We start from the raw sequence: 25,322 nt of genomic DNA on the forward strand, positions 1-25,322 counted from the left end.
ATATAAACTACAAATCTGACACTTTTTCTTAGGAACCCCAAATGGAGTTTTCATCCAGGAAGCTATTGGTGTTCTTCAGCAACTGCGTAAAGACAGCATACTTGAAGTCCTTGGTTGCGCGTTCATCGACACGCGACTTCTTCAGATCCTTGTCAACAGCTTCTGCAAAGCCAGCTTTCAGCTCTTCATAAGTAGTATAGACTTTTCCGTTGACAGTCACTGGCTTAATACCTGAGGTTTGTGCTTTATCCACAACTTTTCTGAAGTAAGCTTTCTTGAAGGCTTCCATGGTTTCAAATTCGCCTTCAGAAATTTGCTTGATGATAAAGTTATCGCTCAAACCAGCCACACCTTGCTCATTGGCTGTCTTGCGGTGTTTATTGGAAGCATAGCTTACAAAGCCTTTTTCATAGCCATAGTAACCCCAGATTCTGAAGGTATTATGCTTGAACATCAAGGCTCCTGGCGCCCCAGTATTGTTTTGACCACCACCATAGATACCCGTCATGAAGTCGATAGCAATGTAACTAGAGTCGTAATCAGCAGGATTATAAGTTCTATTGTCAACTGCACGGTTAGACAGCAAGCCTTGATCAACCAAGTCCTCTACAGATGAGACTGACATGGCCGCTTTCTCCTCTGCCGTCAAGTCTCTTACGACGTCGTATTGGGTTCGAGGATCCACAACTTTCGGTTCAACCTTCTTGAACCATTTAGCTGCTGCTTCATTTCCTTTATCCACAACCGCTTGGCCTTCAAGGTAATCCAGTAGCATGAGAGTATCATTATATCCTTTCATATAATGGTCGATGTCTGCTCGGTTCTTGAAGAGGCTTGGCGAGCTATTGAAAATGAGACTGCCATTATTTGGACGATCAAAGGCCATATTGAGACCCAGAGCACCCCAGCCCGGCTGATCAGGAACAGGTGACTGGAGCATACCTTGGGCATAGCCTTCTGGTCCAATACCTTGTCGTCTGCCATGTCCGCCCAGATAAATATAGCCGTCATTGACGTGGGTAAGCTCGTGCGTGAAGACGGACACACCGTATTCCGTCAAGAGGTCAAAGGCCTCGAAGTTCACACGGATTGAACCAGCAGCATGGGCACCATAGCCATTTGACTTGTACCAGCCACCAGCTCTGCCGCCAACTAGGTTAAAGAACTCGCGGGATGGTGCATAAGGATTGCCCTTATTATCATTTCCGTTGACATCAATCCAGCCACGCCCTTCTACATCGAAACCATCCCATACAGCCGTTACATTTTCCTTGACCATTCTGGACTTGATATCATCTGAGAGTAGTTTGTACCAAGTGTCTACGTGATTTCTATGCTGGGTCGCTACTTCCTTGATGCGCGCATTAAATCGTTCATCAGACCATGACCGGCGCTTGTCTCTGTTGACAAAGGCCATCGTGCTATAGTTTGACAGAATGGCTAAGCGCGTATTCTTCAAGGTTAGCAGCGGAAGGATATAGTTGCTGAAATATTCAGAATTGAGGTTATCAAAGACGCGATACTTAGCAGACTTGATCTCCTCGACTTCTGACTGGCGTTCTTCAAACTGAATAAAGCCTCGGGTCGCATCCTTGAACCAAGTATCCATGTCTGCAAAGTCAGTCAGCAGGCGACGGTTGTAATCCAAGTAAGCCACCAAATCACTAGACCTGGACTCGGCCTTCAACTGACGTGCAAACATGTTGACATTATCTGCCCCTTTCAGTTGATTTTCTGTCGAACGTCCAATCTTAATCAAGCGATCCAGCAATGGTACTTTTTCACCATAGAAGTCTGGTTTGAAGAGCACCAGCTCCTTGAGGTTGTAGTCGCCAAACTTGAGATCGTAATAACGGTTGAGGTAGGTCAGACCGAGCATGATAGCCGTCTTATTCTCTTCGATTTTAGCTTTCAGAGCTTCGTTGGCTGCTGGATTGTCAGCATGGAATCTTGTCCATTCATTAGCCAAGAGCTTACCAAGCATATCCTGCAAGTTGGCTTTCACTTCAGCTAGAGATTCATCCAAGAAGAGGCGCTTCACTTTGTTGACCCTATCATTATCATTAGGTAGGCCAACAGAACGATAGACTTCATCACTGTACAGGTCAAAGCTCTTCAAGCTCTCAGTCAGCTGAGTCAGCAAGTCTTCTTTGACAGCCGTTGAGTGATTTGGAGTATAGACTGTGCCAAGCTCTGCAATCTGATATTCCGGCAGAGTCGTCTGTTCAAATCGTGCTTGATTTTGAAGATTGTAGATGATCTTGCTTCCGTCTGCAAAATGGACTAAGATCTTATCTGCATCCGTTCCACCAGCAACAAACTGGTTGCCCTTCAGTGCTTGAACAGATAGAACTTTCTTAGTCAACAGGTCGCCCGCCTTACCAGCGTCCACCAGCTTGTTGGCCTCATGAATCAAGAATTCTTGATTGTAGAAAGGCATAAAGCGTTCTAGGTTCTGATAAAGTTGTTCATTTTCTGCCTTGTACTCTGGCTTATCTTGATAAGTACTTGTTCTCAGGATAGCAGCATTTAGCTTCTCAGTTGTTACTTCATTTGCGCTGGTTTGCTCAAGAGCCGTAATCTGATAGCTCTTGACTTTTTGCTCCGCTTCAGCTTCTGTCAAGCGACGGAACTTGGCATCTTTTCCTGTCTTGGTTCCAGAGCTTTGTCCCTGAACACCAAAGAGATTTTGGAGTTTTTGCCCCATCCAAGCATCGGTGATTTCATTATCTGAGCTAAAGAGCTCTTTTCCGTTCACTACGGTGGCATAGCTGACAGTGTCATTGATAGTTCCATACGGCCAAATGGAAGCAGCGATACCAGCTGAATTTCTTGAGCTCGCATCCTCTAACTTACCTTTGGCAACTGATTGCATCAATCTGCCCCAGTTACCCCAGCCTGAACCTGAATAGTCAGTGAAGTTTTGAGCGACCAGCATACCTGCATTTTGACCACTTTTGACCCAAATATCGGCTTCGACATAAGCGCGTTTCACCAAGGACATAGCATTAGTTCCCGCGATACCGGCTGTAACAGAGTTTCCACCCTTGGACTTAATCCGACCCTTAAAGGAAACATTTTCAACGCGAGATTGGCCTTCTATATTGTTAACCAGACCGGCAATATGGTCTCTTCCTTCCAAGTAGCCTTGGACATTGACATTTTCGATTACTCCTTTATTCTTCAAACGAGCAGCAATTGTCGCAATTGTATCGCCCGCTTGCGAATCTGGATAAACCATATTGACCCGCTTAAAGTCAATATCCTTGACCGTTCCGCCAGTAATCGTATCAAATAGAGGATGCGCTAAGTCTAAAATCGCATGGCGCTCACCATTTTGCCCACCAATCAGCTGACCTTTGAATTCACCTTGCAGGTATGACTTGCTGTTGGCTGGTTTGTCAATCAGTTTGGCACTGATACTGCGGCCCAGAATAAAGGTTCCAGAAGGATCTTCCTTGATGCCGTCCAAGAGGTCTTGGAAGTCATAGTAGACATTTCCTTCACGCTTCTTGGCCTTTTCCAGATAGAAATCAAAGCTGTTTTGAAGACCAGTTGCGCTTCTTTGCAGCAAGTCTGGTAACTGAGCTTGAATCTTGAAGACAGGCTGGTTATCAACGACCACTTCCTCAATAGAGGTAACCGGCAATACAGTGTCCTTGAACTGGTCTGATGTAAAGTGCAAGTAATATTGGTCCAGATTTGCTGGCTTTTCAGCCAAAGTAGGCATCAATTTTGTCTGGCCATTCTCAACTTTCATCAAGGAGACGTTAGTGATGGACTTGAGCTCCACCTTCTTCAGGTCAAGCTGGACTGTCTCTTGAGCTAATTCCTGACTTTCAGGACCATTTCCTAAGTCATAGGACAGAGTCGTCTCAATCTTATACGGTGTATAGTAGTGCAAACCACTGAAGCTAGCAGTCAACTGGCCTGCCGTCAAGTTCTGCTCTGCTATTAGCTGACTATCCTTCTTCAGACGAACATGAGCACTAGTAAAGGCTTGATCCCTGTCCATCAGCTGGTATTGGACCTGAACTGATTTCTGCAATTCATCCTTCTTAACCGCTGAAACAGTCAGAGTCGGCGCTGCTTTAAGGGCCAATAAGTCAGCTAAAGCCTGCTTGAGTTGGTTGACACCCGCATCTACTTCATCTTGACTTGACGAAGTTTGATACACCGTCGCAGCCATATTCTTAATTGCCTGCAGCTGCTGATAGGATTGATTGGTGTAAACTGCTGGATCCACAGCCGCTGCTAAAGCTAGCTGCTTGCTCAATTCTTCTTTATTGATACGAGCCTTGCTACCTCGAGTGACCACTGTATCAACTGCTTCATGCAAGATTCTTTCAGTAGTTTGTGGCTCCGATATGCGATTACCGTCCAAGACTTCATAGCTGGTTACAATTTCTTTTTGTCCTGGAGTTCCATCAACAGTGGTCTCTTCATCAAGATACTTGCTATCATTAGTTTTGTGAACAACCTTTGGTTCAATTGTTTCTAGCTTGACATCTGTATGCAGACTAGGTAGTTCTGTCTGAACTGTCGACTCGCCGTTAACACCGCCAGTGAATTCTGGGAGGGCGGGCTCGACCGGAGCTGTATCTCCTGCTGTGCCTACTGGATCTGTGTAGACTGGATAGTCCGCTTGAACTAGCGATTCGCCGTTAACACCGCCCGTGTACTCTGGCAAAGCTGGCTCAACTGGAGCTGTGTCGCCAGCTGTACCTACTTGAGCATCATAGACTGGATTGTCTGCTTGAACTGTCGACTCGCCGTTAACACCGCCTGTATATTCTGGCAAAGTTGGCTCAACCGGGGCTGTATCTCCTGCCGTGCCTTCCGAAATTGTATAGCTAGGATTGTCCGCTTGAACTAGCGATTCGCCATTAACGCCGCCCGTGTACTCTGGCAAAGCTGGCTCTTGTAAGCTTTCCCCTTTTGCCGTCTCTATAGTTGGATTGGATGGCTGAGGAGCTGGAAGCTTCCCTGACTGCCCTGAATCATTTCCAGCAGGGTTCAGCTGATACAGCAACCCTGCCCGAGCAGCTCGATCAATAGAGTCAGAGTCCTCTTTTGCAACTTCTGATAATTCTGCTTGTCCTTGAGCTTCTTGACCAGCTGGCAGGGAGGCCGGCTTGGTTCCTGTCAAAGCCAGCAAATCAGAAGCGGTAAAGTAACCGATATAGTTATAGCCAGCAATGGTCACATCCGCTTCAGAAACTGTTGACGAAACCGCAACTTGACGGTTATATGAAAGCAATGCCCGATTTTCTAGCGCAAACGCTTGAGGAGACTGTAATACAGTCTGTCCCAAGCTGCCTAGCAAAAGCACTCCTAGCAATTTGCCAGATTTCTTCCGTGAGAATACCAAGACAGCCAAAATAGCCGTTCCCGCAAATAAGCCGAGAAGCGGCTGACCGTTATTTCCTGTACTCGGCAAGACAGTTTGCCTATCTTGCTTCCGATAAATCAGGTAATAATTTTCCCCTGTTTGCAGATTTTCAGGCAGACCTTTCTTAATCAGACCTTTTTCCTGCTCTGTTAGCTCTTGCTCTTCAACATAAGTATAGTGAGCAGTCGCACCGCCTCCTACTTCATCTGCAGCAACTGGCGAACTGGACAAAGAGCTCCCAAAAATCAGAGCTGCAATGGCAACTGAGCCCACACCGACAGACAATTTGCGAATCGAATATTTCTGAATTCGCTCCTGCACTTTTTCAAAACGTTTCACTTTATAAATCCCCTTTTTCCTAAAATGTATAAAGCTAATCTCCCATTATCTCCCTAGCCAACTCCCCAGCAGGCCAAAAAGACGCGTTTTATACATATAGTATTATCATATATCTTTTAGGAAATTTTTACAATAGATTTTGCTTAAAAAATCATTTATTTTTGTAAAAAGGAGATTGAAAATTCGCTTCACCTTTTCTAGCGAATTTATTTTAAAGAAAAGGCATTTAGACGGACTGGCTTCTTCAGCTAAATTATGTTTTTTATCCGAGTAAACATAAAAAGAGCAGCATTAGACTGCTCCTTCTTATATTATTGCAAGTCTTCCAAAGCATCTTTCATTTTGTCGAAGAAGCCTTTTTTCTTAGGATTGACCGAGATATTGCCAGCTTCCGCAAATTCTTTGAGGGCTGCTTTTTGACGATCGTTGAGGCCAGTCGGCGTCACAACATTGACAGTAACATACTGGTCACCCATGCTTCCACCGCGCAGACTCGGTGCTCCCTTACCACGCAGACGGAAACGCTTGCCAGTCTGTGTTCCTTCTGGAATATTCAGCTCCACATCCCCGTGAACAGTTGGAATATCCACACTGTCACCAAGAGCTGCTTGGACAAAGTTGAGATTGAGCTTGTAGTAAATGGTAGAGCCATCTCGCTCAAACTTGTCACTCGGTTCAACTTGGACCACAACATAAAGGTCACCATAAGGGCCGCCATTAAAGCCTGCTTCACCTTGACCAGACAGACGAACTTGCTGACCAGTTTCCACACCAGCAGGGATTTTCACCTTGACGCTGTGAGCTTGTTTTTCATGACCCGTTCCGTGACAGGTTTCACAAGGATTTTTGATTTCTTTTCCTCGGCCGTGACAGACATCACAGGTCACTTGGCGACGCATCATGCCAAGCGGTGTCTGGGTATCAACATTGATGACACCTGAGCCATGACAGCGACCACAGGTAACAGGACTAGTCCCTGGCTTAGCACCGGACCCAGCACAGGTATGACAAGTCGCTTCACGGTTATACTTGATTTCCTTCTCAGCTCCGAAAATGGCTTCTTCAAAGCGGAGATTCACACGATACTGGAGATCATCCCCTTGGCGCGGAGCATTAGGATTACGCGAAGCACCGCCACCAAAGAAGCTAGAGAAGATGTCTTCGAAGCCGCCAAAGCCAGAGCCATCAAAGCCACCGAAGCCGCCTGCACCGCCGCCAAAGCCACCATTAGCTCCCGCTGCACCGTATTGATCATAGGCTGCCCGCTTTTGCTCGTCGCTCAGCGTTTCATAAGCCTCTTGGACTTCTTTATATTTGTCCTCCGCCCCAGCTTCCTTATTAATGTCGGGGTGGTACTTTTTAGATAATTTCCGATAGGCTCTCTTAATCTCATCCTGAGAAGCATTCTTAGAGACACCTAGACGGTCATAATATTCTGTATTGTTCATGTAAGATACCAAGACCGTAAAATTCGACTGAAAAATAGAAAATCAGGCGACGGAGCGATGCTCCTAGGCTGATTTCTCTTTTTTCCAAGAATTTAGGTCGGGTTCAGTTCCTTTCTTTAAATTTTAGAAAATATTGATCAGATTGTATTTTCAAATTCATGCTTCATTTCAGCAAACTCTTCATCGGATAAAGTGAATATCAAGTCCTCTTCCGAATACTGATTCCGTTCTTTAAAATAGTTGTCAGCATTATCTACCAAACCTAGACTAAGAAACACTTTTCTCGCAAACGCTTGATGTGCAAAGCCAACAGCTGTAATGATGTTCTTATCTTGCAGAACAGCTTGAGCTTTGAAATTTCTCCTAGGAAGAAATTCAAAATAGTCAAAGAAGTTTTGCCAAATCCCACCAGTAAATTTAGTATCCTTCAATAAACCTACTTTCGCCAATAAAATCGGCGCTGAGGAAATAGCTGCAATTAAAACTTCTTGCTGCTTCAAACTCCTTAGGAAAGAAATCAATTTTTCATCATGCAAAGCAGGGATAATATTTATCATTCCTGGCAAAATGACACAAGAATAGTCTTCGATGACTACTTCATCCAGTGTTCTAGTAGGTTGACAGGCTAATCCATCTTCCGATCTTATAACATTTCTATCTGAACCAGCATAATCAACCTCAATACCAAAAGATAGAGCTAAAGTACTGGTCAGGTCAACTACTTCATAAAGTGAAAAATTAGGATAAATTAAACAGAGCACTTTCTTCATAAGCGTCACCCTCTAGTTTACCGAAAAACAGAGGCTGGGTTGCAACCTCTGGATTTCTTCCTATCATTACGACGTGAAATTTTCAAAATAATATTTTTCGAAAAATTTTTGACGTGGTAGCTGATTGGATTTTAGGTTCGTCTTTCAGACTCCCAAAAATCCTAATCATCCTCGCGGGGGTTAGACTGCGAACTAAAAACTTTCAATTTTTAGTTCTGTCTCACCGCCTATTTCTCAGTAAACTCTCCGTCTACGACATCGTCGTCTGCTTTAGTTGAGCCTGCGTTTTCAGCGCCTTCTGCTCCCGCTTGGGCTTGCTGAGCTGCAGCAGCTTGTTCGTAGAGTTTCACTGCCAGTGCTTGAGCTTTTTCGTTAAGAGCTTCCAATTTCGCTTTCATGTCGTCCAAGTTATTATCTTCTTGCGCTTTCTTAAGCTCATCAAGAGCAGCTTGGGCAGCGTCACGCTCTGCATCAAAGCCTTTGCCTTCAGTTTCCTTGATAGTTTTTTCAGTCGCAAAGATAGCTTGGTCAACTTCGTTACGAAGGTCAACTTCTTCTTTACGTTTCTTATCTGCTTCAGCATTCGCTTCTGCATCCTTCATCATGCGGTCGATTTCTTCATCAGTCAGGCCGCTGTTAGATTGGATGACAATATGTTGTTCTTTTTGAGTTCCAAGGTCTTTAGCCTTAACAGATACGATACCGTTCTTGTCGATGTCAAATGTTACTTCGATTTGAGGGATTCCACGAGGAGCAGCTGGGATATCTGTCAATTGGAAGCGTCCCAGAGTCTTGTTATCCGCTGCCATTGGGCGTTCACCTTGAAGAACATGGATATCAACGGCTGGTTGGTTGTCCGCTGCTGTAGAGAAGACTTGTGATTTAGAAGTTGGAATCGTTGTGTTGCGGTCAATCAGCTTAGTGAAGACGCCACCCATTGTTTCGATACCAAGTGACAATGGTGTTACGTCAAGAAGGACAACATCTTTGACATCACCAGTGATAACACCACCTTGGATAGCAGCACCCATAGCAACGACTTCGTCAGGATTCACAGATTTGTTTGGTTCTTTACCAGTTTCAGCTTTAACAGCTTCCACAACTGCCGGAATACGAGTTGAACCACCAACCAAGATTACTTCGTCGATTTCTGACAAGCTCAAACCTGCGTCAGAAAGAGCACGACGAACTGGTTCTTTAGTGCTCTCTACCAAGTCACGAGTCAAATCGTCGAATTTAGCACGAGTCAGGGTCATTTCCAAGTGGAGAGGTCCAGCGTCGCCAGCTGTGATAAACGGCAAGCTGATTTGAGTAGAAGTCACACCTGAAAGGTCTTTCTTAGCCTTTTCAGCTGCATCTTTCAAACGTTGAAGCGCCATCTTGTCATTTGACAAGTCGATGCCGTTCTCTTTCTTGAACTCAGCCACCATGTGGTCGATAATCTTTTGGTCAAAGTCGTCACCACCAAGTTTGTTGTCACCTGCAGTTGCCAGTACATCAAAGACGCCATCACCCAACTCAAGGATTGAAACGTCGAAGGTACCGCCACCCAAGTCAAATACCAAGATCTTTTCTTCTTTATCTTGTTTGTCAAGGCCGTAAGCAAGGGCTGCTGCAGTTGGTTCGTTGACGATACGTTCTACTTCAAGACCAGCGATTTTACCAGCGTCTTTAGTCGCTTGACGTTGTGCATCGTTAAAGTAAGCTGGTACTGTGATAACTGCTTTGCTTACTTTTTCACCAAGGTATTCTTCTGCATAGCCTTTCAAGTATTGCAGAATCATAGCTGAGATTTCTTGCGGAGTGTATTCTTTGCCGTTAGCAGCTACTTTTTCAGATGTTCCCATTTTTGACTTGATGGAAATGATTGTATCTGGGTTTGTCACTGCTTGACGTTTTGCCGCATCACCAACGATGATTTCACCATTTTTGAATGACACTACAGATGGTGTTGTACGATTCCCTTCTGGATTTGCGATGATTTTGCTTTCAGTTCCTTCAAGAACTGCAACTGCTGAGTTTGTTGTACCTAAGTCAATACCAATAATTTTAGACATGTGTTTTTCTCCTTAAATTTTATATTCTATTTTCTTTTTGATACTCTTCTTAGGTGGCGGCGCCGTCAGAGCTTGACTTTATCAATCTCTTTGACTAAACTTTGAGCCTAAGGTCTCAAAGTTTGCGCGAATAGCGCCACGGCGAAGAGTATCGTCTTTGGTTCGCTTCGCTCACTATTGCAAAACTAAACCAATTTTAATCTTTCTTTCATAGTTTATTGTCGTTTCGGACAAGTTTTCTATTATGTAAGTTATGACACGAGAAGTCGAAATTATACTCAGTAGCTGATTGGCAGTTCACTTCGCAAACGCTCGTGACCAGCCTAATCACCCTTGCGGGGGTGCGTCAACGAAATCAAAGATTTCTGACTTACCTCCTAGTTATAAACTACCACCATAGCCGGTCTAAGGATACGGTCATGAAGTTTGTAGCCTTTTTGGAAGACTTGTGCGATGGTGTCAGCTGGGTGCTCATCGTCAGCTGGAACGGTTTGAATGGCCATGTGATAGTTATGGTCAAAAGCTCCGTCAGCTGAGATTTCTTCGATACCCTCTTCTTTGAGAGCATGAATCAAGCTTTCCTGCACCATTTCCAGTCCTTTTTTGACATCATCTGTCAGACCTTCAACGGCAAGCGCGCGCTCCAGATTATCTATCGAAGGCAAAATAGCTTTTGCCAGATCCTGACTGCGGTATCTTTGCAGCTGCTGGCGTTCTTCATTTGCTCGGCGCTGGATGTTTTGCATTTCTGCATGAGCACGGAGATATTTGTTTTCGAAATCTTCTGCTCGCTCATTGGCTAATTCTAATTCTGATTTTTCAGGGCTAGCTGATTCAGCTTGCTCAGCTGTTTCTACAACTTCCTCTTTTACTTCTACATCTTCTGGATGTTCTTCTTGTTTATGCTTTGCCACAAGGCACCTCCTCTTTAGGAATATTTATACTATATTTAATGGACTTCGTAGTGATTGCTGCTCAGATAGCGATAGAAGTCGGTCAGTTTCATGGTCAGCACGCGGTTGACAACATTCATCTGACTGATCAGCCGTTGATAGTCAAGATTGACCGGACCGACAACTGCCAGCACTCCAAATCCTCGATAAGGAATCAAGAATTTGCTGGAAATCAGCGTCAAATCAGCCAAACAGCTTTCTCTACTGTCTGCCACGCGCACGCTTTGCATCTGATCCTCGGTCAAACTATCGCGAATTTCAAAGGCTACTTTCTGCGGGTCATCAAAAAACTGATAAGCAGACAGATCTGAAAATTCCAAGAGCTGAACCTTGCCAGACAGAATCACATTTTCCTTGAAAATATCACCAAAGATATGCTCAAAGAGCTGGATGACATTGTCTGTCGTGGTGAAATAGCGCTGGATAATCTGCGGAATTTCCGTCCGAATCTTGTAATGGATGTCCAGCACTGTCTGTCCCAAGAACCGCTCCCTTACCAAGCCTTTAAGCCTGTCCAAGTCTTCTCTTAGGAAGTTGCGCGGAATCATAAACTGACTGGTGATGGTATTGGACTCATCCAGAGTGAAGACTGCCAGAGCCGTGTGCTGACTGAGCACAACGATATCAAAAGCTGTCAAGCGCTGCCGACTGGGTTCTACATCCAGTGCAACAACCGTGCATCCACTGAGCTTGGTCAAAAGATCCGCTGCCTGTTGAAGAATGTCCTCCAAGTTGAAAAACTCATGATCAAAGGCTTTGATAACCTCATAGAGTTCATTCTCAGCGAGACGATCAAAGGACAGAGAATGCTTGACAAAGTATTGAAAACCAGCCACACTAGGCTTACGGCCGCTGGACGTATGCGCCTTTTCCAGAAGCCCCTGCTTTTCCAAAGCCGCCATATCATTTCGGATAGTGGCACTGCTGGAATTGATGGAATCCTGCAGGGCTTTGGATCCGACCGGCTCGTGAGTCTTGGTAAAGATATCAATAATCAAATTCAAAATCTCATTTTGACGCTCCGTGACCACGGCATCACCTCCAATCAAGATTCTGCTGTCGATTAGCACTCAATCATCTCGAGTGCTAACTCATGATTCTATTATACACTCTTCCACACCAAAGTCAAGACAAAAACTCAAAAAATTAGCACTCTTTTTACAAGAGTGCTAAAAATCAGTCTAGCGACCTAGATTAATCCTCCAGGGTTTGCAAATAGCGCATCAAATAGAAAGAAATTCCTGCAAAAAGAAACAACCAAACTAGCAGAGCCAAAAATTCTCCGCTCCATAAATGGAAATGAGACCAATCTCTCATATAGCTAGTAAAGAGGCCCATAAAACTATAACGCAGCACCTTAAATAAATCCTCGCTCATATTTGAAAACATAGGAATAAATGCCGCCAAGAGCATGGCTGGAACACTAAGAGATTGTGCCATGACCTGATTTTTACAAAAAAGACCAACCATTAAAAAGAAGAAAATTAAGACCAGCATGGTCAACAAGAGAACCAAACCATAGCTAAATACATGATTAGAAAGCTTAGCTCCTACCAAAATTGGGGTAATAACGATATAAAAAATCCCAATAATCGCAGGCCAGATTAAAGCAGAGAGAATGTATTGACCAGCTGTCACACCAGCCAAGCGCAAACTTTGCAAATTATGTTTCTCTCTTTCCTCAGCTAAGATGATAATAATGGGTGTCCCAACTGACATGGCTAGAGAAAAAGGTAAAGAAATATTCAGTAACAAAATAGCTAGCTTTTCTCCTCCAATTTCCTGCTCCGCTCCATTCAGAGAAAAAATAAATTTATAGAGAAAAATGAGGAAAATCGGCATAAAAACCTGCAATAGAATACTTTTATTAGCTAGCGTCACTTGACCTCTCAGCCAAATCATACCTTTTAATTTATTAGACATTTAAGGTACCTCCTGTCAACGTGATGAAAACATCTTCTAAAGTTGGTTCGCAGGAATGAATACTGATAACATTGGACAAATCCAAGCCTCCTTGCAATTCCTCAAAGGCTACCGTCTTCGTTGTCAAATCTACATATTCTAAACGAACCTTCTTATCTGTATTGTACTTTTGGATTATCTCATGCGGACTGCCCACTTCGACTAATTTTCCTTTACTGAGCAAGGCCAGGCGATCACACAAAAGAGTAGCTTCCTGCATATCATGCGTCGTCAGAAAAATAGTTGTCCCCTGCGCTTTTAGTTCCAGCAGCAGTTCATGAATGGTGCGAGAGGTTGACGGATCCAAACCACTGGTTGGCTCATCCAAGAAGAGCAGTTTAGGTCGATTAATCAAGGCTCGTACCAGTAACATGCGCTGCTTCATACCGGTAGATAGTTTTTCCGCCACCTTGTTGCGGCTATCATAGAGTCCCACTTTTCGGAGAAGTTCATCGACTTCTGTCATCTTAACCCCAAAGAGCATGGCATAGGCTTTGAGATTTTTATAAAGTGACATCTTTTCATAAAAACCACTACCATCGCTGACAATCCCAATCTGCTCTAGGACTTCTGTCTTTAAATCCTCAACCGGTGCAGACAGCACCTGAGCTGTCCCAGCACCTGCAGACAACTGACCAGTCAAGATATTGATAGTCGTCGTTTTACCAGATCCAGATGGTCCTAGGAAGCCAAAAATTTCTCCCTCTCGGATGGAAAAATCGATTCCTGCCAAGGCTTCTTGTTCCTTGAATTTCTTTTTCAAGCCTTGCACTTCAATAATGGTCTTTTTCATTGTTTTTCCTCGCTTTCACAACAGTATTTAACAAAACTGCAATCAGTCTTTCAGTTCCTGCCTCATTTTCCAAAAACGCAAGGCAATATGAACCAGTTGGCAAAATAGAATGAGCAATATGACACAGTCTATTGCTAAGATTGATTTGAATAATAGACTTGCTTTCAAACTCTTCTTGAAAATATCTAGAAGGAGATAGGTAGTGACACACAAAACCATGATGGCTGGTAAAAACCGCCATACAAGTAAACGCTTGACCATTTCTAGCTTAGACCATGCGTCATTATAGATTTCAAGATCGCTGTCTGCATCAAGCTGAGAAAACGGCTTGCGGAAATAAGAAAATTGATTAAAGTTTGCAATATGCTCCCAGCCACAATCCTCAAACAGTTGATAATAGGATTCTTGCTCCGCCTTCTTTATGGGGCGAAAATCTAATTGATAGGCCACGTCCTGAGGCGGACAGGATTCAAATGTATAACGAACCGCAACAAGAAAGGGAGAATAACTTACTTTTTTCAATTTCCAGCCTTGGCTGTGCATTTGTTTAAAATAAGCTGCTTCTCTGTCATAGTCTGCAATGGTAAAGATTTTATAGACAATTTTCTTTTCCATCAAACTTCCTCCTTACTATTGCGGTAAAGGCGCTCAATCCGCTGGATTTCCAACTCTAAAATCTGCTTCCCAAGCTCCGTGATAGAATAGAGCTTTCTCTTTTCTTCCTCACGAACAAAGGCAATCAGACCATCTTTTCCCATCTTTGCCAAGGTTCCGTACATGGTTCCAGGGCTGATAGATAGCTGTCCTTCTGTCAGATCCTTGACTTTTTGAGTAATACTGTAGCCATGCCTTTCTTTCTGAAGACAGAAGAGGATATAAAAACCTGTCTCTGTCATTGGCACATAGACTCTCCTAAGCTTTTCTGTCAGTCCACTCATCTTTTTATCTCACTTTCACCTCGATATATCGAACCTTGATATAAAAATTATATCGCAGTTCGATATAGTTGTCAAGGATTTATAAATATTTTTTTACAAAAAGTAATTCATTTTTATCTATCAATACTTGCAGCTGATTTGATCAGAAGCTAAAAGGATTAGAGACCTGCATCCTGATAAATCAGCATAAAAAAAGCCAGGAACACCTGACTTACTTATTTATTTTCCTGCTTCCTTGAGCAGGGCGATGTATTCTTCCAGAACCAGATTGTGCTTCTGCATATACTGGGCATTCTCCACACCGACATAGCGGTAATGCCAATTCTCAAAGTCAACTCCGGTAATATCACTCTTGCCATCCGGATAGCGAAGGACAAAACCATACTGGGGAGCTAGCTCCGCAATCTTGGCAGCCAATTCATCCTCCTGACCTTCTGGTGCGCTCATATCAATAGCCAAGCCCGTTTGATGCTCGCTGGCTCCTGGAAGCTGCACCTGCTTCAGCACGATGCTGACTGCTTCTTCATTTGACAAGCCTTTGGCGACTTCCCCAGCAACTTTTTCGTTATAGAGCTCCTCCTGCTCCGCTCGGCTGCGATAGCCAGAGATTAGAGTTTCTTCAGGAGCTATCGCCTGGGCTGCTGCTAGGAATTGCCGAGTATTTTCAGCAATGCGGCTGTCCACCTGCACCTCTCCAATCTGAGTCAGTTCAGGTGTCTTTTCTTCTTGCTGGTTGTCTCGATTGACCAATATCAAATTCCAATCAGTAGAAGAAACCTTGGGCAAATCAGACTGCGAGCTCTCTGAGCCAGAAGAGCCTTTCGTAGCAGAACTGCTAGATGAACCCGAAAACTGAATCTTTGCAAGCAGATCTTGTAACAAGGACGGACGGAAATAAATCACCGTCCCTCCAGCTACTAGACACAAGACGATTAACAATAAAAACGTTAACCCAATCTTCTTAGACTTCGATTTTCTCTTTTCTTTGCGATGTTTAGCGCGCTTCAACTTCTTCCTCCATTACTTTGGCACCGGCCTCTCGATAAGACATGTCTCCGACGCAAGCTACTGTGAATTTACCGTCTTCATAGTCTACAACCGTCACACTGCCATTGTCCAAACCATGAGGCCGAGTTCGATTGATTAGATAGACAAAGGTTCCGATGGTCATGCCGTGGCTGACTACAAGAGCATTGCCACCACCAGTAGCTTCCAACTCCTCAGCTATGGCTGAAAAGCCTTCCCAAATTCGGCCGCTAAGCTTTTCCCAATTTTCTGCCCAGCCTGCTGTATCGACTTCTACAAGGCCTTCTGCCAACTCAGCATAGCTAAGCTGATGAACATGCTCAATATTGAAAACCCGGGGCATCACACCCATAAAGAGCTCTCCATCATAACCACCATCAAAACTGCCAAAGCACCATTCGCGAATCCGTTTGTCAAAGGTATAAGGAATCTGATCTGTCAGGCCCAGTTCCTCTAGAATAATGCCCATGGTCTGAATAGTCCGGCCGCTGTCGCTGGAGCGGGCCAATTTGAAATCAAGTCCAGCTTCTCTCAAGCCAATGCCCAACTCATGAATGCCACGTTCCCCAACTTCAGTCAAAGGGGTATCAGACCAGCCTTGAGCTCGACCGATAGTATTAAACATGGTTTTGCCATGACGAACCAAGTATAATCTTGTTTTTGCCATTTCATTTCCTCCGTTGTTCTTTTCACATTATACCATTTTATGAAGAAATTGGCGCCATCTGGCTTTCAAAGCAAAAAGCAGGAGTCTCAAAACTCCCGCTCATTCTTGATTTTCTCGGTCCAATATAGCTGCGCCGATCTGACGGTAAGACACATCGCCCAGAGCTTGAATGCTGAAGCGACCATTTTCATACTCCAACACTGTGACACTGCCATTGTCGACATTAGGATTTTTCGTGATATTCTCATCAACCAGATAAGCCAAAGTACCAATGGTCATGCTGTGGCTGACGACCAGAGCATTGCCACCGCCAGAGGACTCCACCTCTCTAGCAATGGCTTCAAATCCTTCTAAAATCCGACCGCTAAGCTTGTCCCAAGGCTCAGCCCAGCCAGCCGAATCCACTTCTACCAGACCATTCGCCAAATCCGGCCAACTGAGCTCTTTGTAATTATCTGTCTCAAGAACTCGTGGGATAACGCCATGAAAGAGCTCACCCCCATAGGCACCATCAAAACTTCCGAAACACCACTCCCGGATGCGCTTGTCATAGCGATAGGGAATCTGGCCAGTCAAACCCAGCTCCTCTAGGATAATCCCCATGGTCTGAATGGTCCTGCCGCTATCACTGGAAAAAGCCTTGATAAAAGGCAAGCCAGACTCTCGCAATCCGATACCCAGCTCACGAATACCGCGCTCGCCTTCGGCAGTCAGCGGCGTATCAGACCAGCCCTGTGCCCGGCCGATAGTATTAAACATGGTCTTGCCATGACGGATAACATAGAGTCTTGTTTTGGACATAGTTTACCTCTTTTATTTTTGTTTGTTGTAGTAAATTTTGAAAAAGGCCTTCGAATTCTTTAGGATAAAGAAGAGGGAGAAGTCAGTTCTCCGCTATGATGGACAGCGGCTCACCGTGAAGCCGGCATCTAATCAACTATAGAGACTTAATATGAACTTTGACGGCACTGACACACCCAAGAATAATGTACAGATAATGGAGCCAATAATTAAGACCAAACTGTCCGGATAAAGCGGCTTTATTAATAGCGATAACGGCTTGCAAAATATGGCCTTCCCCCTGATAAAAAGAATTAGCATAACCGATTTGAACAGCTAAAAAGCTCATCGTTAAAGTAAAAAAGAAACTTGCCACAATGCCTAAAACAGAAATTCCTTTGACAAACTTTTCATAGCAAGCAATGCTAAATAGCAGTGTAAAACCTGATATGAAGCCCATAGCCAAGGAGGCACCTGTCAGGAAGAAGACGAGGCATGCACCAACCAAGCTAGTCAAAAATGCTCCGAAAATCCCCAGAAAATAATGTATTTTCTGCGGACTTTGATGAGGAAGGGAGCGCTTTGTCACCTTATCCTGTGAGATGGAAATCATTCGCTCATAGCTAGATGGCGTGAGAAAGAGCCAGTCTCCTTTGAACTGATACAAGTCCACATCTCCGGTTTCACCAGTTTTCTCACAGGCGCTAACCAGCCCTTGCTCCTCAAAGTAGCGGGTGCAGTCCTCGATAGCCTCCTCCAAAATATCCGGCAGCAGATCCCGATCCTGATCAGCCAAAATCTGACAGGCCAGACTATAGCCAGCTCTCTCAAAATCAATCAAGACCTCGGAATCGTTGATCAGAGCTTCCAAGGTATCTCGACCGATATAACCCTGCTCACATCTGACTGAAAAGAAAATCGCAAATTCATCGCCATCCGTTATGGTCTCTAGATAAAAAGCATAATCCCTTCTACGACCATATATAATGCCGCTCTCTTTATCAAAATCCAAACCTAAATCAAGGGCCAGCTCAGCTAGCTCTCTTTTATTCATAACCTAAACAATCTCCTTATAATCCCCTACATTTCAAGCATCCAGCTAGATTCAATCCCACAAACTCCTACTCGGAAACTGAATAGCTGTCCTTTATAATGCTTTCTTAAAAGCTGTTTCAAATCTAGCTTTTTAATTTTTAAAGCTGTGAATGGGCGCTGGAATTTGACCACCCCGCGCGATAAAGGCGGCTGACGAAGCCTGATTGACCTTCATGACCGGAGCTGTTCCCAAGAGCCCGCCAAATTCAATCATATCACCTTCCTTGCCCTTTGGAATAATCCGCACAGCTGTCGTCTTTTGATTGATAACGCCAATCGCTGCTTCATCCGCAATCATGGCTGCGATGGTTTCAGCCGGTGTCGCCTCTGGAATGGCAATCATATCCAAACCTACCGAGCAGATAGCTGTCATAGCTTCTAACTTTTCTAGATTGAGCGAGCCATTTTGCACAGCCGCAATCATACCCTCATCTTCTGACACAGGAATGAAAGCACCAGACAGTCCGCCAACCTGATTGCAAGCCATGACACCGCCTTTTTTAACTTGGTCATTGAGCAGGGCAAGTGCCGCTGTCGTGCCATGAGTGCCAACTGTTTCCAATCCCATTTCTTCCAAGACACGGGCTACTGAGTCTCCGACTGCCGGTGTTGGAGCCAGACTCAAGTCAACAATCCCGAACTTGACTCCCAGACGCTCGCTGGCCATCTGACCGACCAACTGACCGATACGAGTGATTTTGAAGGCTGTTTTCTTGACCGTTTCAGCCACCACGTCAAAGCTCTCACCACGTACCTTTTCTAAGGCTCGCTTGACAACCCCAGGCCCAGAAACACCAACATTGATGACCACATCTGTTTCACCAACACCATGGAAGGCGCCTGCCATGAAAGGATTGTCCTCTACCGCATTGGCAAAGACGACCAGCTTGGCCGCACCCATGTCAGAAAGCTGGGCAGTTTCCTTAATAATACGCCCCATATCCGCAACCGCCGTCATATTGATACCGGTCTTGGTTGAGCCGATATTGACAGAGGAACAGACCTTGTCCGTCTCTGCCAAAGCGCGTGGAATGGAATTAATGAGGATTTCATCCCCTTTTTGATAGCCCTTTTGGACCAAGGCAGAGAAACCGCCGATAAAGTCAACACCGATTTCCTTAGCTGCCTTGTCTAAAGCCTTGGCCAGAGGCACGTAGTCACTGCTGTCTGTCGCTGCCCCAATCAGAGAAATAGGAGTCACGGAGACCCGCTTATTGACGATGGGAATTCCCAGCTCAGCAGAAATTTCATCCCCAACCGCCACCAGGTCTTTCGCTTTGGTCGTGATTTTTTGGTAAATCTTCTCCGCCGCCCGATCAATATCTGTGTCGATACAGTCCAAGAGTGAAATGCCCATGGTGATGGTCCGAATATCAAAATTCTGCTCCTCAATCATGGCAATGGTTTCTGTTACTTGTCTAATATCCATCCTTCACTCCTTAGATATTGTACATGGCATCAAAAATGGCTGCGCTTTGAATATTGATTTTAACGTTGAGCTCTTGGCCGAAAGCTTCAAACTCGTTGCGAAGGGCCGTAAAATCTTGCTTTTCATCGCTTGAGACCAAGGCCATCATGGTAAAATATTCCTCCAAAACGGTTTGGGAAATATCGTCAATATTCAGCCCCAGTTCCGCAATCTTGGTGGAAACTCCGGCTACAATCCCTGTTTTATCTTTTCCGACAACGGTAATAATTGCTTTCATGCTTGGCTCCAATCATTTTTAGTTTGTCTCATTGTAGCATAAATTCGAGGATTTTGTATACTATTTCAGAAAATAAAGGCAGAAGATTCGGATATTGCAAATAGCACTTGAAACAAGGAAGATCCCCCTATGCTCAGCGATTCATCTGATAGACTATTTGGGGCATCTTTGTATGTTTTTTCTATTTTTGTTTGAAAGCGCTTTCGATATTTGTTATACTAAATATAGAATATTTTACACAAAGGAGATTTCCTAATGAACGATTCATACAAGAAGCGTCTCTATACTCAGGCTTTGAGTTTATCAGCCGCTGTGTTGATGGCTGTTTTGGCTCAGGGCAAGGCTGCGGCTGACCAGCAGAACAATACTGAGTCACAGCCAACCGCCAATCAGGTAGAGGCTGTTACTCCTGCGACAGAAGCCGCGCAGGTCGCTGATCCTAATCCGACAGCTGAAAAAGAGCAGGCTCCTGCTGCTGTAGCGGACAATCCAGCTGTCTCTGCAGCAGCTCAAACAAGAGCAGCTGCTTCTGAAGAAGCCAAGACACAGCTGGCTGACAGCACTGTGTATATGTCCGAGCCTGCAGAGCTCAAGGAAACAGTCCAAGGACAGGGCTCTCAGGCGGGCAAGCTGACCTGGACTCTGGATAATAAACCGATTGCTGACTGGAAAACCTGGAACATGGACACTGGCACTTTTACTGGCCAACCCTTTCTCACTATCGAGGAAAAAGCCGACGGAAATGACCTTCATCTGAATCTGCAGTTTCAAAAACTTTTCGGAGACGATCTCAGTCTGCGCTCTCCCCACAATATCCGCCGGGCTTATCGAAACTTTATCGGGAGCCATGAATTGGTCGGTACGAGTCAGGACTTAGGACTGACCATTCGTAAAAATATCATCTTGCGCCCTTACGAAGACTTCCACAGCCATGAGGAAATGCTGGCGTCTATCGAAAAGAGCAGACAGGATGCTAAAACGGACCGCTTGGTACAGATTGAGAACATTGGAAAGAGCGCTCAGGGTCGTGATATCAAGCTGGGTATCATCAGTTCCGACCAAAAGAGCATTGACGACTACCTCAGTAAAACCAATCCTCAGGCCTTGACAAAACCAGCTGAAATGCTGGCGGCCCTCAAAAATGGCAACCTAGACTACAAACTTCCTGTCCTCATCAACAATACCCACGCTGATGAACAGCCTGGGATTGATATTATCACAGGGCTATTTAAGACCTTTGCGACCAAAGACCAAGTCAGCTTCAAAACAACCGCTGCCGATGGCTCCGAAAAGATGGTCACTCTCAACATCCAAGACTTGCTGAAGAAGTTTATCTTCCTCTTTGACTTTACGGAGAACCCTGACGGCGATGTCCTCAACACTCGGGCTCTTGCCAATGGCCTTGACCCTAACCGTGATACTGGCTACCAAGCCAATCCTGAAACCCGCACCGTTGCTGGATTGATTAATAAATGGAATCCGATTGCTCTCTACGATGTCCACGGCTTTGTCAAGGAATTCCTGATTGAGCCAGCGACACCGCCGCATGATCCTAACTTTGAATATGACCTTTTAGCTGATCTCATGCTGGACAATGCCCATCATATGGGGCGGGCCGGCGTTGCCAACTCTGGCTACTACAAATACATCATTCCTAAACTCGACTGGGGAGACGGATGGGACGATTCCTTCTCCGGCTACACAGCGGTTTATTCTATGTACCATGGCATTCTGGGACATACCATTGAAATTCCCGAGGGCAATCAAGAGTCCTACAAGGCTGGATACTATGCAGTCCTAGGCGGTCTGGACTATCTCGCTAAGAACCCAGATAAGCTCATGGAAATGCGCCTCAACTTCTACCTGCGTGGTATTAATAAGATCGAAGATCCTAAGGCAGAAAATGAGCTCGTCGGACCAGATGGCCAGGTTGTAGGCCGGATTAAAAAAGGCCAGGAAAAATTCTTCCCAGACTACTATGTCATCCCGATGGGGCTAGATAAAGATAACGATAGCCAAGAAGCCTTTAATATGATTGACTATTTCAAGCGCAACGGTGTGCTTGTCAAAGAACTCAAAGAAGACAGCGGCAACTATAAAAAAGGTGATTTGGTTGTCGATATGGCGCAAGCTAAGCGTGGCTATGCCAATCATGTCCTCTACAAGGGCTCAGATGAATCTAAGTGGGCAGCTATGTATGCAGAGTTAGTCGTCAATTTCCCTGATATGAAAGGCTTCAAAGCTCAACCAGTTTTTGGTGATAAGCTCTTTGAAGGCAAGCTAGGAGAGGTGACAGCCCTCCGTGCTGCCCGTACCAGCCAGGTTGACAATAAAGCGCCTTATTACGTCATTGCCAATACGTCTGAAAGTGCCGTTAAGGCCGTCAATCAAGCGCTTGCAGAAGGCAAAAAGGTCTATCTGACAGACGACGGCTATATCGTTGATACTCCGACCTTTACTAGCCTTCTGGATCGCTATGCCATTTACGGTGATGCCCTCTATAAGATTCCACAGGGACCAACTCTGAAGCCTCTCAAGGTCTACGCACCACCGCATCAATTTTCATGGGCAGGTGTGGACGCACCAGCTCATACTGCCTTAGCTCTGAAGAATATGGGCTTTGAAATCGTCGAACGCCCAGAAGATGCTGACGTCATCGTCCTTGAAAGCAACAACTATGACAAGTCTCTTGTCGGACTCAAGCCAACCATCGTCGTCGGAGGCTCTGCTATGCAGCGCTTGGAAAAACTAGGAATCTTAGATGGATTTGACGCTGAGAGCTTCAAGAACGGCAGTGACTACGAAGGCTTGATGAAGGCTGTCATCCAAGACCAAGACCCGCTGACCAGCGGCTACAAGAAGGATGGACTCTTTTACTCCAACTCTGGTAACTGGATTGCCAAGACTCCTGCCAACTTTAGGACTCTTGCCAGCATTGCTGGCAGCGACTTCTATATAGCTGGCTGGTGGCCTAGCAATGAACAGCTGGCCAACAAAGTCGTAGCCATTGCTGGTACCTATAACGAGAAGCCTCTCTTTGTCTACGCCGGCAATCCGACTAACCGCCTTCACCCTGTTCACTTCTACCGCTGGATCTCCAATGCTATCTTTGGCAGCCAGTTGGCTGAGCTGACAGACCTCCCAAGTCCTGCGGCACCTGACCCAACCTACCAAGCGCCAAGTCAGACTGTCCTTGACTGGACACCTGCCACTGTCAATCCGCCGGCTCAGACAGTAGCTCTGACCTACAAGAGTCAGACTCTTCCGCAGACCGGAAGCCAAGAAACAAGTGCTAGCTTCGCTCTAGCTGGACTTCTGGTTGCAGGAGCAGCTGGACTCTTCCTCTTAAAGAAAAAGGAAGACTAATACTTAAAAACACACCTCCCAATGAATGCGGGAGGTGTATTTTTAGTTATAAGCTCTGCTATTTTTCCACATAGGTATGAAGCGGATAGGTCGGATAGGCCAAGTCACGTGCCAACTCTGAAGTCACATAACCTGCCGGTGCGTCTAACACAGAAGGGATTCGATTGACGATAGTAGCACAGGTCAAGGCTACAGTATCAGGCTTGCTGACTGAGAAAACTAGATTTGGATCGCCGGTAATTTCCCAATCACACATATCCCCGTCATTTTCACGATAGACCTTACCGATACATTCTACTTCCAACTCAATTCCTTGATGGGTATGAATGGTCGTCACAGCTGACATACCCGTTACTTGCCCCGCCGGGACTGTGCGTCCCAGCGTTTCAGAATAAACATCTTCATCCAAAATGTAAGGCACGCTCTTTTGTGAAATATCCTGAATGGTCCAGTTCATCTTAGAGCAGATAGCTTCAGCAGCATTCCACATATAGGACGGCAGGCTCTCAGCACTGGCAATTTCCTTTTCAAATCGCTCTGAATCGTAACCAGCACCATGCGCTTCTGCTAAAGCCAGACCATAATCGTCCACATTATAGCTGACAATCCCTTTCACCTTTTGGATACGGTTGAGACCAGACATAGCCAAGCAAGGCATATTAATCCAGTAAATATCCTGCATGCCAGATCCCATGATAGTGACACCATATTCTTTAGCCAGCTTGTCCAAGCGATTTGTTTCGGATGGCGAGGTCGTCCAAGGATAGATTGCTTCCTCGCAGGTCGTGATGATATTCACCCCATGCTTGATAGCTGTTTCAAAAAAGTCATACATTTCCGGCATATAGGAAGCAATGGTGACAATGGCAATGTCTGCGTCACACTGGTCAAACACACTGTCAGCCTTATCAGAAATCAGGACACCAGTCTTATAGCCTAGCTCTGCAAAGTCACCGACATCTTGCCCTACAACAGCTGGATTGTTATCAATAGCTCCGACGATTTCTACACCGTGATCCAGTAGGTACTTGAAAATCACTTTAGACATCTTGCCGCAGCCATATTGGACAGCACGAATTTTTGTATTTCTCATGGCAAACCCTCCATTTATTGTTATTTCTTTCACAATTATAGTATAATATCTCTAGTAACTAGAGAGTCAATAGAGGGTTTGAAAAAATGAAAAAAATTTTGCGCATCGGAGAATTTTCCCAAATAAATCAGATTTCTATCCAGACTCTACGATTCTATGACCAAATCGGTCTTTTAAAACCCTATAAAGTCGATCCAGAAACCAACTATCGCTACTACCATATCAATCAGTCTTCTCTGGTTGACTCCATTCAGTACCTGCGTCAACTGAATTTTTCTCTAGAAGACATCAAAGAAATCCTATCTGACAAAGACCATTTTCAACTGCACCAGCTTATCGAGGAGCGCTATCAGCGTCTTCTAGAGGAAAAAGAGAATTTAGAAAAACAAATCCAAGAAATCGAAATCTTTCGGTCTGGTGCCCGTATCTATAGCGAAAAGCAGAGCGAGCAAGAACTGGAAATCCTAACTTTTCCTGAACGGCAACTGCTTACTTTTGAAATTGATCAAAATATTTATCAAATGAAAAGTGAAGAATACGAACTCGCTCTACGCTGCTTCAAGCAAGAAATTATGCGTTACAGTCCTTTTTTCACTCATTTCAGCCGTGTCGGCTCTATTATGAAACAAGAAGATTTCCAAAAAGAAAGATGGATTTCCAAGCAACTCTGTCTCTTCCATCATACTCCCAATGAACTCCCTCACTTAAATCGAATATTGCTGCCGGCAGGAAATTATGCTGTTGCTTACTGCCCTTCCTTCGCAGATGAACTTAAAGCTCTGCCGTATTTTCACCAAGCTCTGAACCAAGCTGGATATACTCCTGTGGGTGATTATATCTGCGAGGTCATCCATGAACAGCCACAACTCCAGGAGCAGCACCGCGATATGTTCATCCGGATGCAAGTTCAGATAGAGAATTAAAAAGCAAGCAGATG

General features: G+C 44.9%; 19 protein-coding genes. 2 read left to right on the forward strand and 17 right to left on the reverse strand.

Going from position 1 to position 25,322, the window contains the following annotated elements; all coding sequences use genetic code 11:
- Positions 1–28: 28 nt before the first annotated feature.
- The 16 genes from MK370_RS08675 to MK370_RS08750 form a co-directional block, all read right to left on the reverse strand.
- Complete coding sequence (locus MK370_RS08675; protein WP_268684945.1) at positions 29–5,731, reverse strand: ZmpA/ZmpB/ZmpC family metallo-endopeptidase; 5,703 nt, start codon at positions 5,729–5,731, stop codon at positions 29–31.
- A 311-nt stretch (positions 5,732–6,042) separates the two neighbouring features.
- On the reverse strand, positions 6,043–7,179 hold the full coding sequence (dnaJ, locus tag MK370_RS08680) for a molecular chaperone DnaJ (RefSeq protein ID WP_268684946.1): 1,137 nt from the start codon (positions 7,177–7,179) through the stop codon (positions 6,043–6,045).
- Positions 7,180–7,316: 137 nt separating this feature from the next.
- The gene (locus MK370_RS08685) at positions 7,317–7,949 is read right to left on the reverse strand and encodes a DJ-1/PfpI family protein (protein WP_268684947.1); all 633 of its coding nucleotides are present in this window, start codon (positions 7,947–7,949) and stop codon (positions 7,317–7,319) included.
- Positions 7,950–8,176: 227 nt separating this feature from the next.
- Entirely contained in the window at positions 8,177–10,006 is a 1,830-nt protein-coding gene (dnaK, locus tag MK370_RS08690) for a molecular chaperone DnaK (protein ID WP_268684948.1), read from the reverse strand.
- Between the two features lie 377 nt (positions 10,007–10,383).
- Entirely contained in the window at positions 10,384–10,920 is a 537-nt protein-coding gene (gene grpE, locus MK370_RS08695) for a nucleotide exchange factor GrpE (protein WP_268684949.1), read from the reverse strand.
- Between the two features lie 35 nt (positions 10,921–10,955).
- The gene (hrcA, locus tag MK370_RS08700; protein ID WP_268684950.1) at positions 10,956–11,990 is read right to left on the reverse strand and encodes a heat-inducible transcriptional repressor HrcA; all 1,035 of its coding nucleotides are present in this window, start codon (positions 11,988–11,990) and stop codon (positions 10,956–10,958) included.
- A gap of 163 nt (positions 11,991–12,153) precedes the next feature.
- Positions 12,154–12,882: an ABC transporter permease gene (locus MK370_RS08705; RefSeq protein WP_268684951.1), complete on the reverse strand. Its 729-nt coding sequence runs from the start codon at positions 12,880–12,882 to the stop codon at positions 12,154–12,156.
- Positions 12,875–13,714 (reverse strand): ABC transporter ATP-binding protein, encoded by an 840-nt coding sequence (locus MK370_RS08710; RefSeq protein ID WP_268684952.1) that lies wholly within the window; start codon positions 13,712–13,714, stop codon positions 12,875–12,877. Before MK370_RS08710 ends, MK370_RS08705 begins: the two co-directional genes overlap by 8 nt.
- 42 nt (positions 13,715–13,756) lie before the next feature.
- Positions 13,757–14,329 (reverse strand): DUF2812 domain-containing protein, encoded by a 573-nt coding sequence (locus MK370_RS08715; RefSeq protein ID WP_268684953.1) that lies wholly within the window; start codon positions 14,327–14,329, stop codon positions 13,757–13,759.
- Positions 14,329–14,652: a PadR family transcriptional regulator gene (locus MK370_RS08720; protein ID WP_002914007.1), complete on the reverse strand. Its 324-nt coding sequence runs from the start codon at positions 14,650–14,652 to the stop codon at positions 14,329–14,331. The genes MK370_RS08715 and MK370_RS08720 overlap by 1 nt, the downstream gene beginning before the upstream one ends.
- A 219-nt stretch (positions 14,653–14,871) precedes the next feature.
- On the reverse strand, positions 14,872–15,660 hold the full coding sequence (locus MK370_RS08725; protein WP_002902349.1) for a M15 family metallopeptidase: 789 nt from the start codon (positions 15,658–15,660) through the stop codon (positions 14,872–14,874).
- Positions 15,647–16,345 carry a histidine phosphatase family protein gene (locus MK370_RS08730; protein ID WP_002914008.1) on the reverse strand — a complete coding sequence of 233 codons (699 nt, stop codon included), beginning with the start codon at positions 16,343–16,345 and terminating at the stop codon, positions 15,647–15,649. Before MK370_RS08730 ends, MK370_RS08725 begins: the two co-directional genes overlap by 14 nt.
- A 99-nt stretch (positions 16,346–16,444) precedes the next feature.
- Positions 16,445–17,146, reverse strand: a complete 702-nt coding sequence (locus MK370_RS08735; RefSeq protein ID WP_002902348.1) for a histidine phosphatase family protein — start codon at positions 17,144–17,146, stop codon at positions 16,445–16,447.
- A gap of 136 nt (positions 17,147–17,282) precedes the next feature.
- A complete protein-coding gene (locus MK370_RS08740; protein ID WP_268684954.1) occupies positions 17,283–18,179 on the reverse strand; it encodes a hypothetical protein in 897 nt (298 codons plus the stop codon).
- A gap of 132 nt (positions 18,180–18,311) precedes the next feature.
- Positions 18,312–19,649 carry a PFL family protein gene (locus MK370_RS08745; RefSeq protein WP_268684955.1) on the reverse strand — a complete coding sequence of 446 codons (1,338 nt, stop codon included), beginning with the start codon at positions 19,647–19,649 and terminating at the stop codon, positions 18,312–18,314.
- 10 nt (positions 19,650–19,659) lie between these two features.
- The gene (locus MK370_RS08750) at positions 19,660–19,926 is read right to left on the reverse strand and encodes an ACT domain-containing protein (RefSeq protein ID WP_002893729.1); all 267 of its coding nucleotides are present in this window, start codon (positions 19,924–19,926) and stop codon (positions 19,660–19,662) included.
- Positions 19,927–20,181: 255 nt separating this feature from the next.
- Between MK370_RS08750 and MK370_RS08755 the strand changes: the two genes are divergently transcribed.
- Positions 20,182–23,292 (forward strand): LPXTG-anchored zinc carboxypeptidase, encoded by a 3,111-nt coding sequence (locus MK370_RS08755; RefSeq protein WP_268684956.1) that lies wholly within the window; start codon positions 20,182–20,184, stop codon positions 23,290–23,292.
- Positions 23,293–23,350: 58 nt separating this feature from the next.
- Here MK370_RS08755 and MK370_RS08760 read toward each other — a convergent pair whose 3' ends face one another.
- Complete coding sequence (locus MK370_RS08760; RefSeq protein ID WP_268684957.1) at positions 23,351–24,385, reverse strand: dihydrodipicolinate reductase; 1,035 nt, start codon at positions 24,383–24,385, stop codon at positions 23,351–23,353.
- 86 nt (positions 24,386–24,471) lie between these two features.
- Between MK370_RS08760 and MK370_RS08765 the strand changes: the two genes are divergently transcribed.
- Entirely contained in the window at positions 24,472–25,308 is an 837-nt protein-coding gene (locus tag MK370_RS08765) for a MerR family transcriptional regulator (protein ID WP_268684958.1), read from the forward strand.
- Positions 25,309–25,322 lie beyond the last annotated feature (14 nt).

The sequence above is a fragment of the Streptococcus sanguinis genome (assembly GCF_026781265.1).
Taxonomy (GTDB): domain Bacteria; phylum Bacillota; class Bacilli; order Lactobacillales; family Streptococcaceae; genus Streptococcus; species Streptococcus sanguinis_T.

Bases quoted from the DNA above. Each gene is read 5' to 3' on its own strand.
- dnaJ (WP_268684946.1), bottom strand. From the start codon at position 7,179: ATGAACAATACAGAATATTATGACCGTCTAGGTGTCTCTAAGAATGCT.
- MK370_RS08685 (WP_268684947.1), bottom strand. From the start codon at position 7,949: ATGAAGAAAGTGCTCTGTTTAATTTATCCTAATTTTTCACTTTATGAA.
- dnaK (WP_268684948.1), bottom strand. From the start codon at position 10,006: ATGTCTAAAATTATTGGTATTGACTTAGGTACAACAAACTCAGCAGTT.
- MK370_RS08705 (WP_268684951.1), bottom strand. From the start codon at position 12,882: ATGTCTAATAAATTAAAAGGTATGATTTGGCTGAGAGGTCAAGTGACG.
- MK370_RS08710 (WP_268684952.1), bottom strand. From the start codon at position 13,714: ATGAAAAAGACCATTATTGAAGTGCAAGGCTTGAAAAAGAAATTCAAG.
- MK370_RS08715 (WP_268684953.1), bottom strand. From the start codon at position 14,329: ATGGAAAAGAAAATTGTCTATAAAATCTTTACCATTGCAGACTATGAC.
- MK370_RS08720 (WP_002914007.1), bottom strand. From the start codon at position 14,652: ATGAGTGGACTGACAGAAAAGCTTAGGAGAGTCTATGTGCCAATGACA.
- MK370_RS08730 (WP_002914008.1), bottom strand. From the start codon at position 16,345: ATGGCAAAAACAAGATTATACTTGGTTCGTCATGGCAAAACCATGTTT.
- MK370_RS08735 (WP_002902348.1), bottom strand. From the start codon at position 17,146: ATGTCCAAAACAAGACTCTATGTTATCCGTCATGGCAAGACCATGTTT.
- MK370_RS08740 (WP_268684954.1), bottom strand. From the start codon at position 18,179: ATGAATAAAAGAGAGCTAGCTGAGCTGGCCCTTGATTTAGGTTTGGAT.
- MK370_RS08745 (WP_268684955.1), bottom strand. From the start codon at position 19,649: ATGGATATTAGACAAGTAACAGAAACCATTGCCATGATTGAGGAGCAG.
- MK370_RS08750 (WP_002893729.1), bottom strand. From the start codon at position 19,926: ATGAAAGCAATTATTACCGTTGTCGGAAAAGATAAAACAGGGATTGTA.
- MK370_RS08755 (WP_268684956.1), top strand. From the start codon at position 20,182: ATGAACGATTCATACAAGAAGCGTCTCTATACTCAGGCTTTGAGTTTA.
- MK370_RS08760 (WP_268684957.1), bottom strand. From the start codon at position 24,385: ATGAGAAATACAAAAATTCGTGCTGTCCAATATGGCTGCGGCAAGATG.
- MK370_RS08765 (WP_268684958.1), top strand. From the start codon at position 24,472: ATGAAAAAAATTTTGCGCATCGGAGAATTTTCCCAAATAAATCAGATT.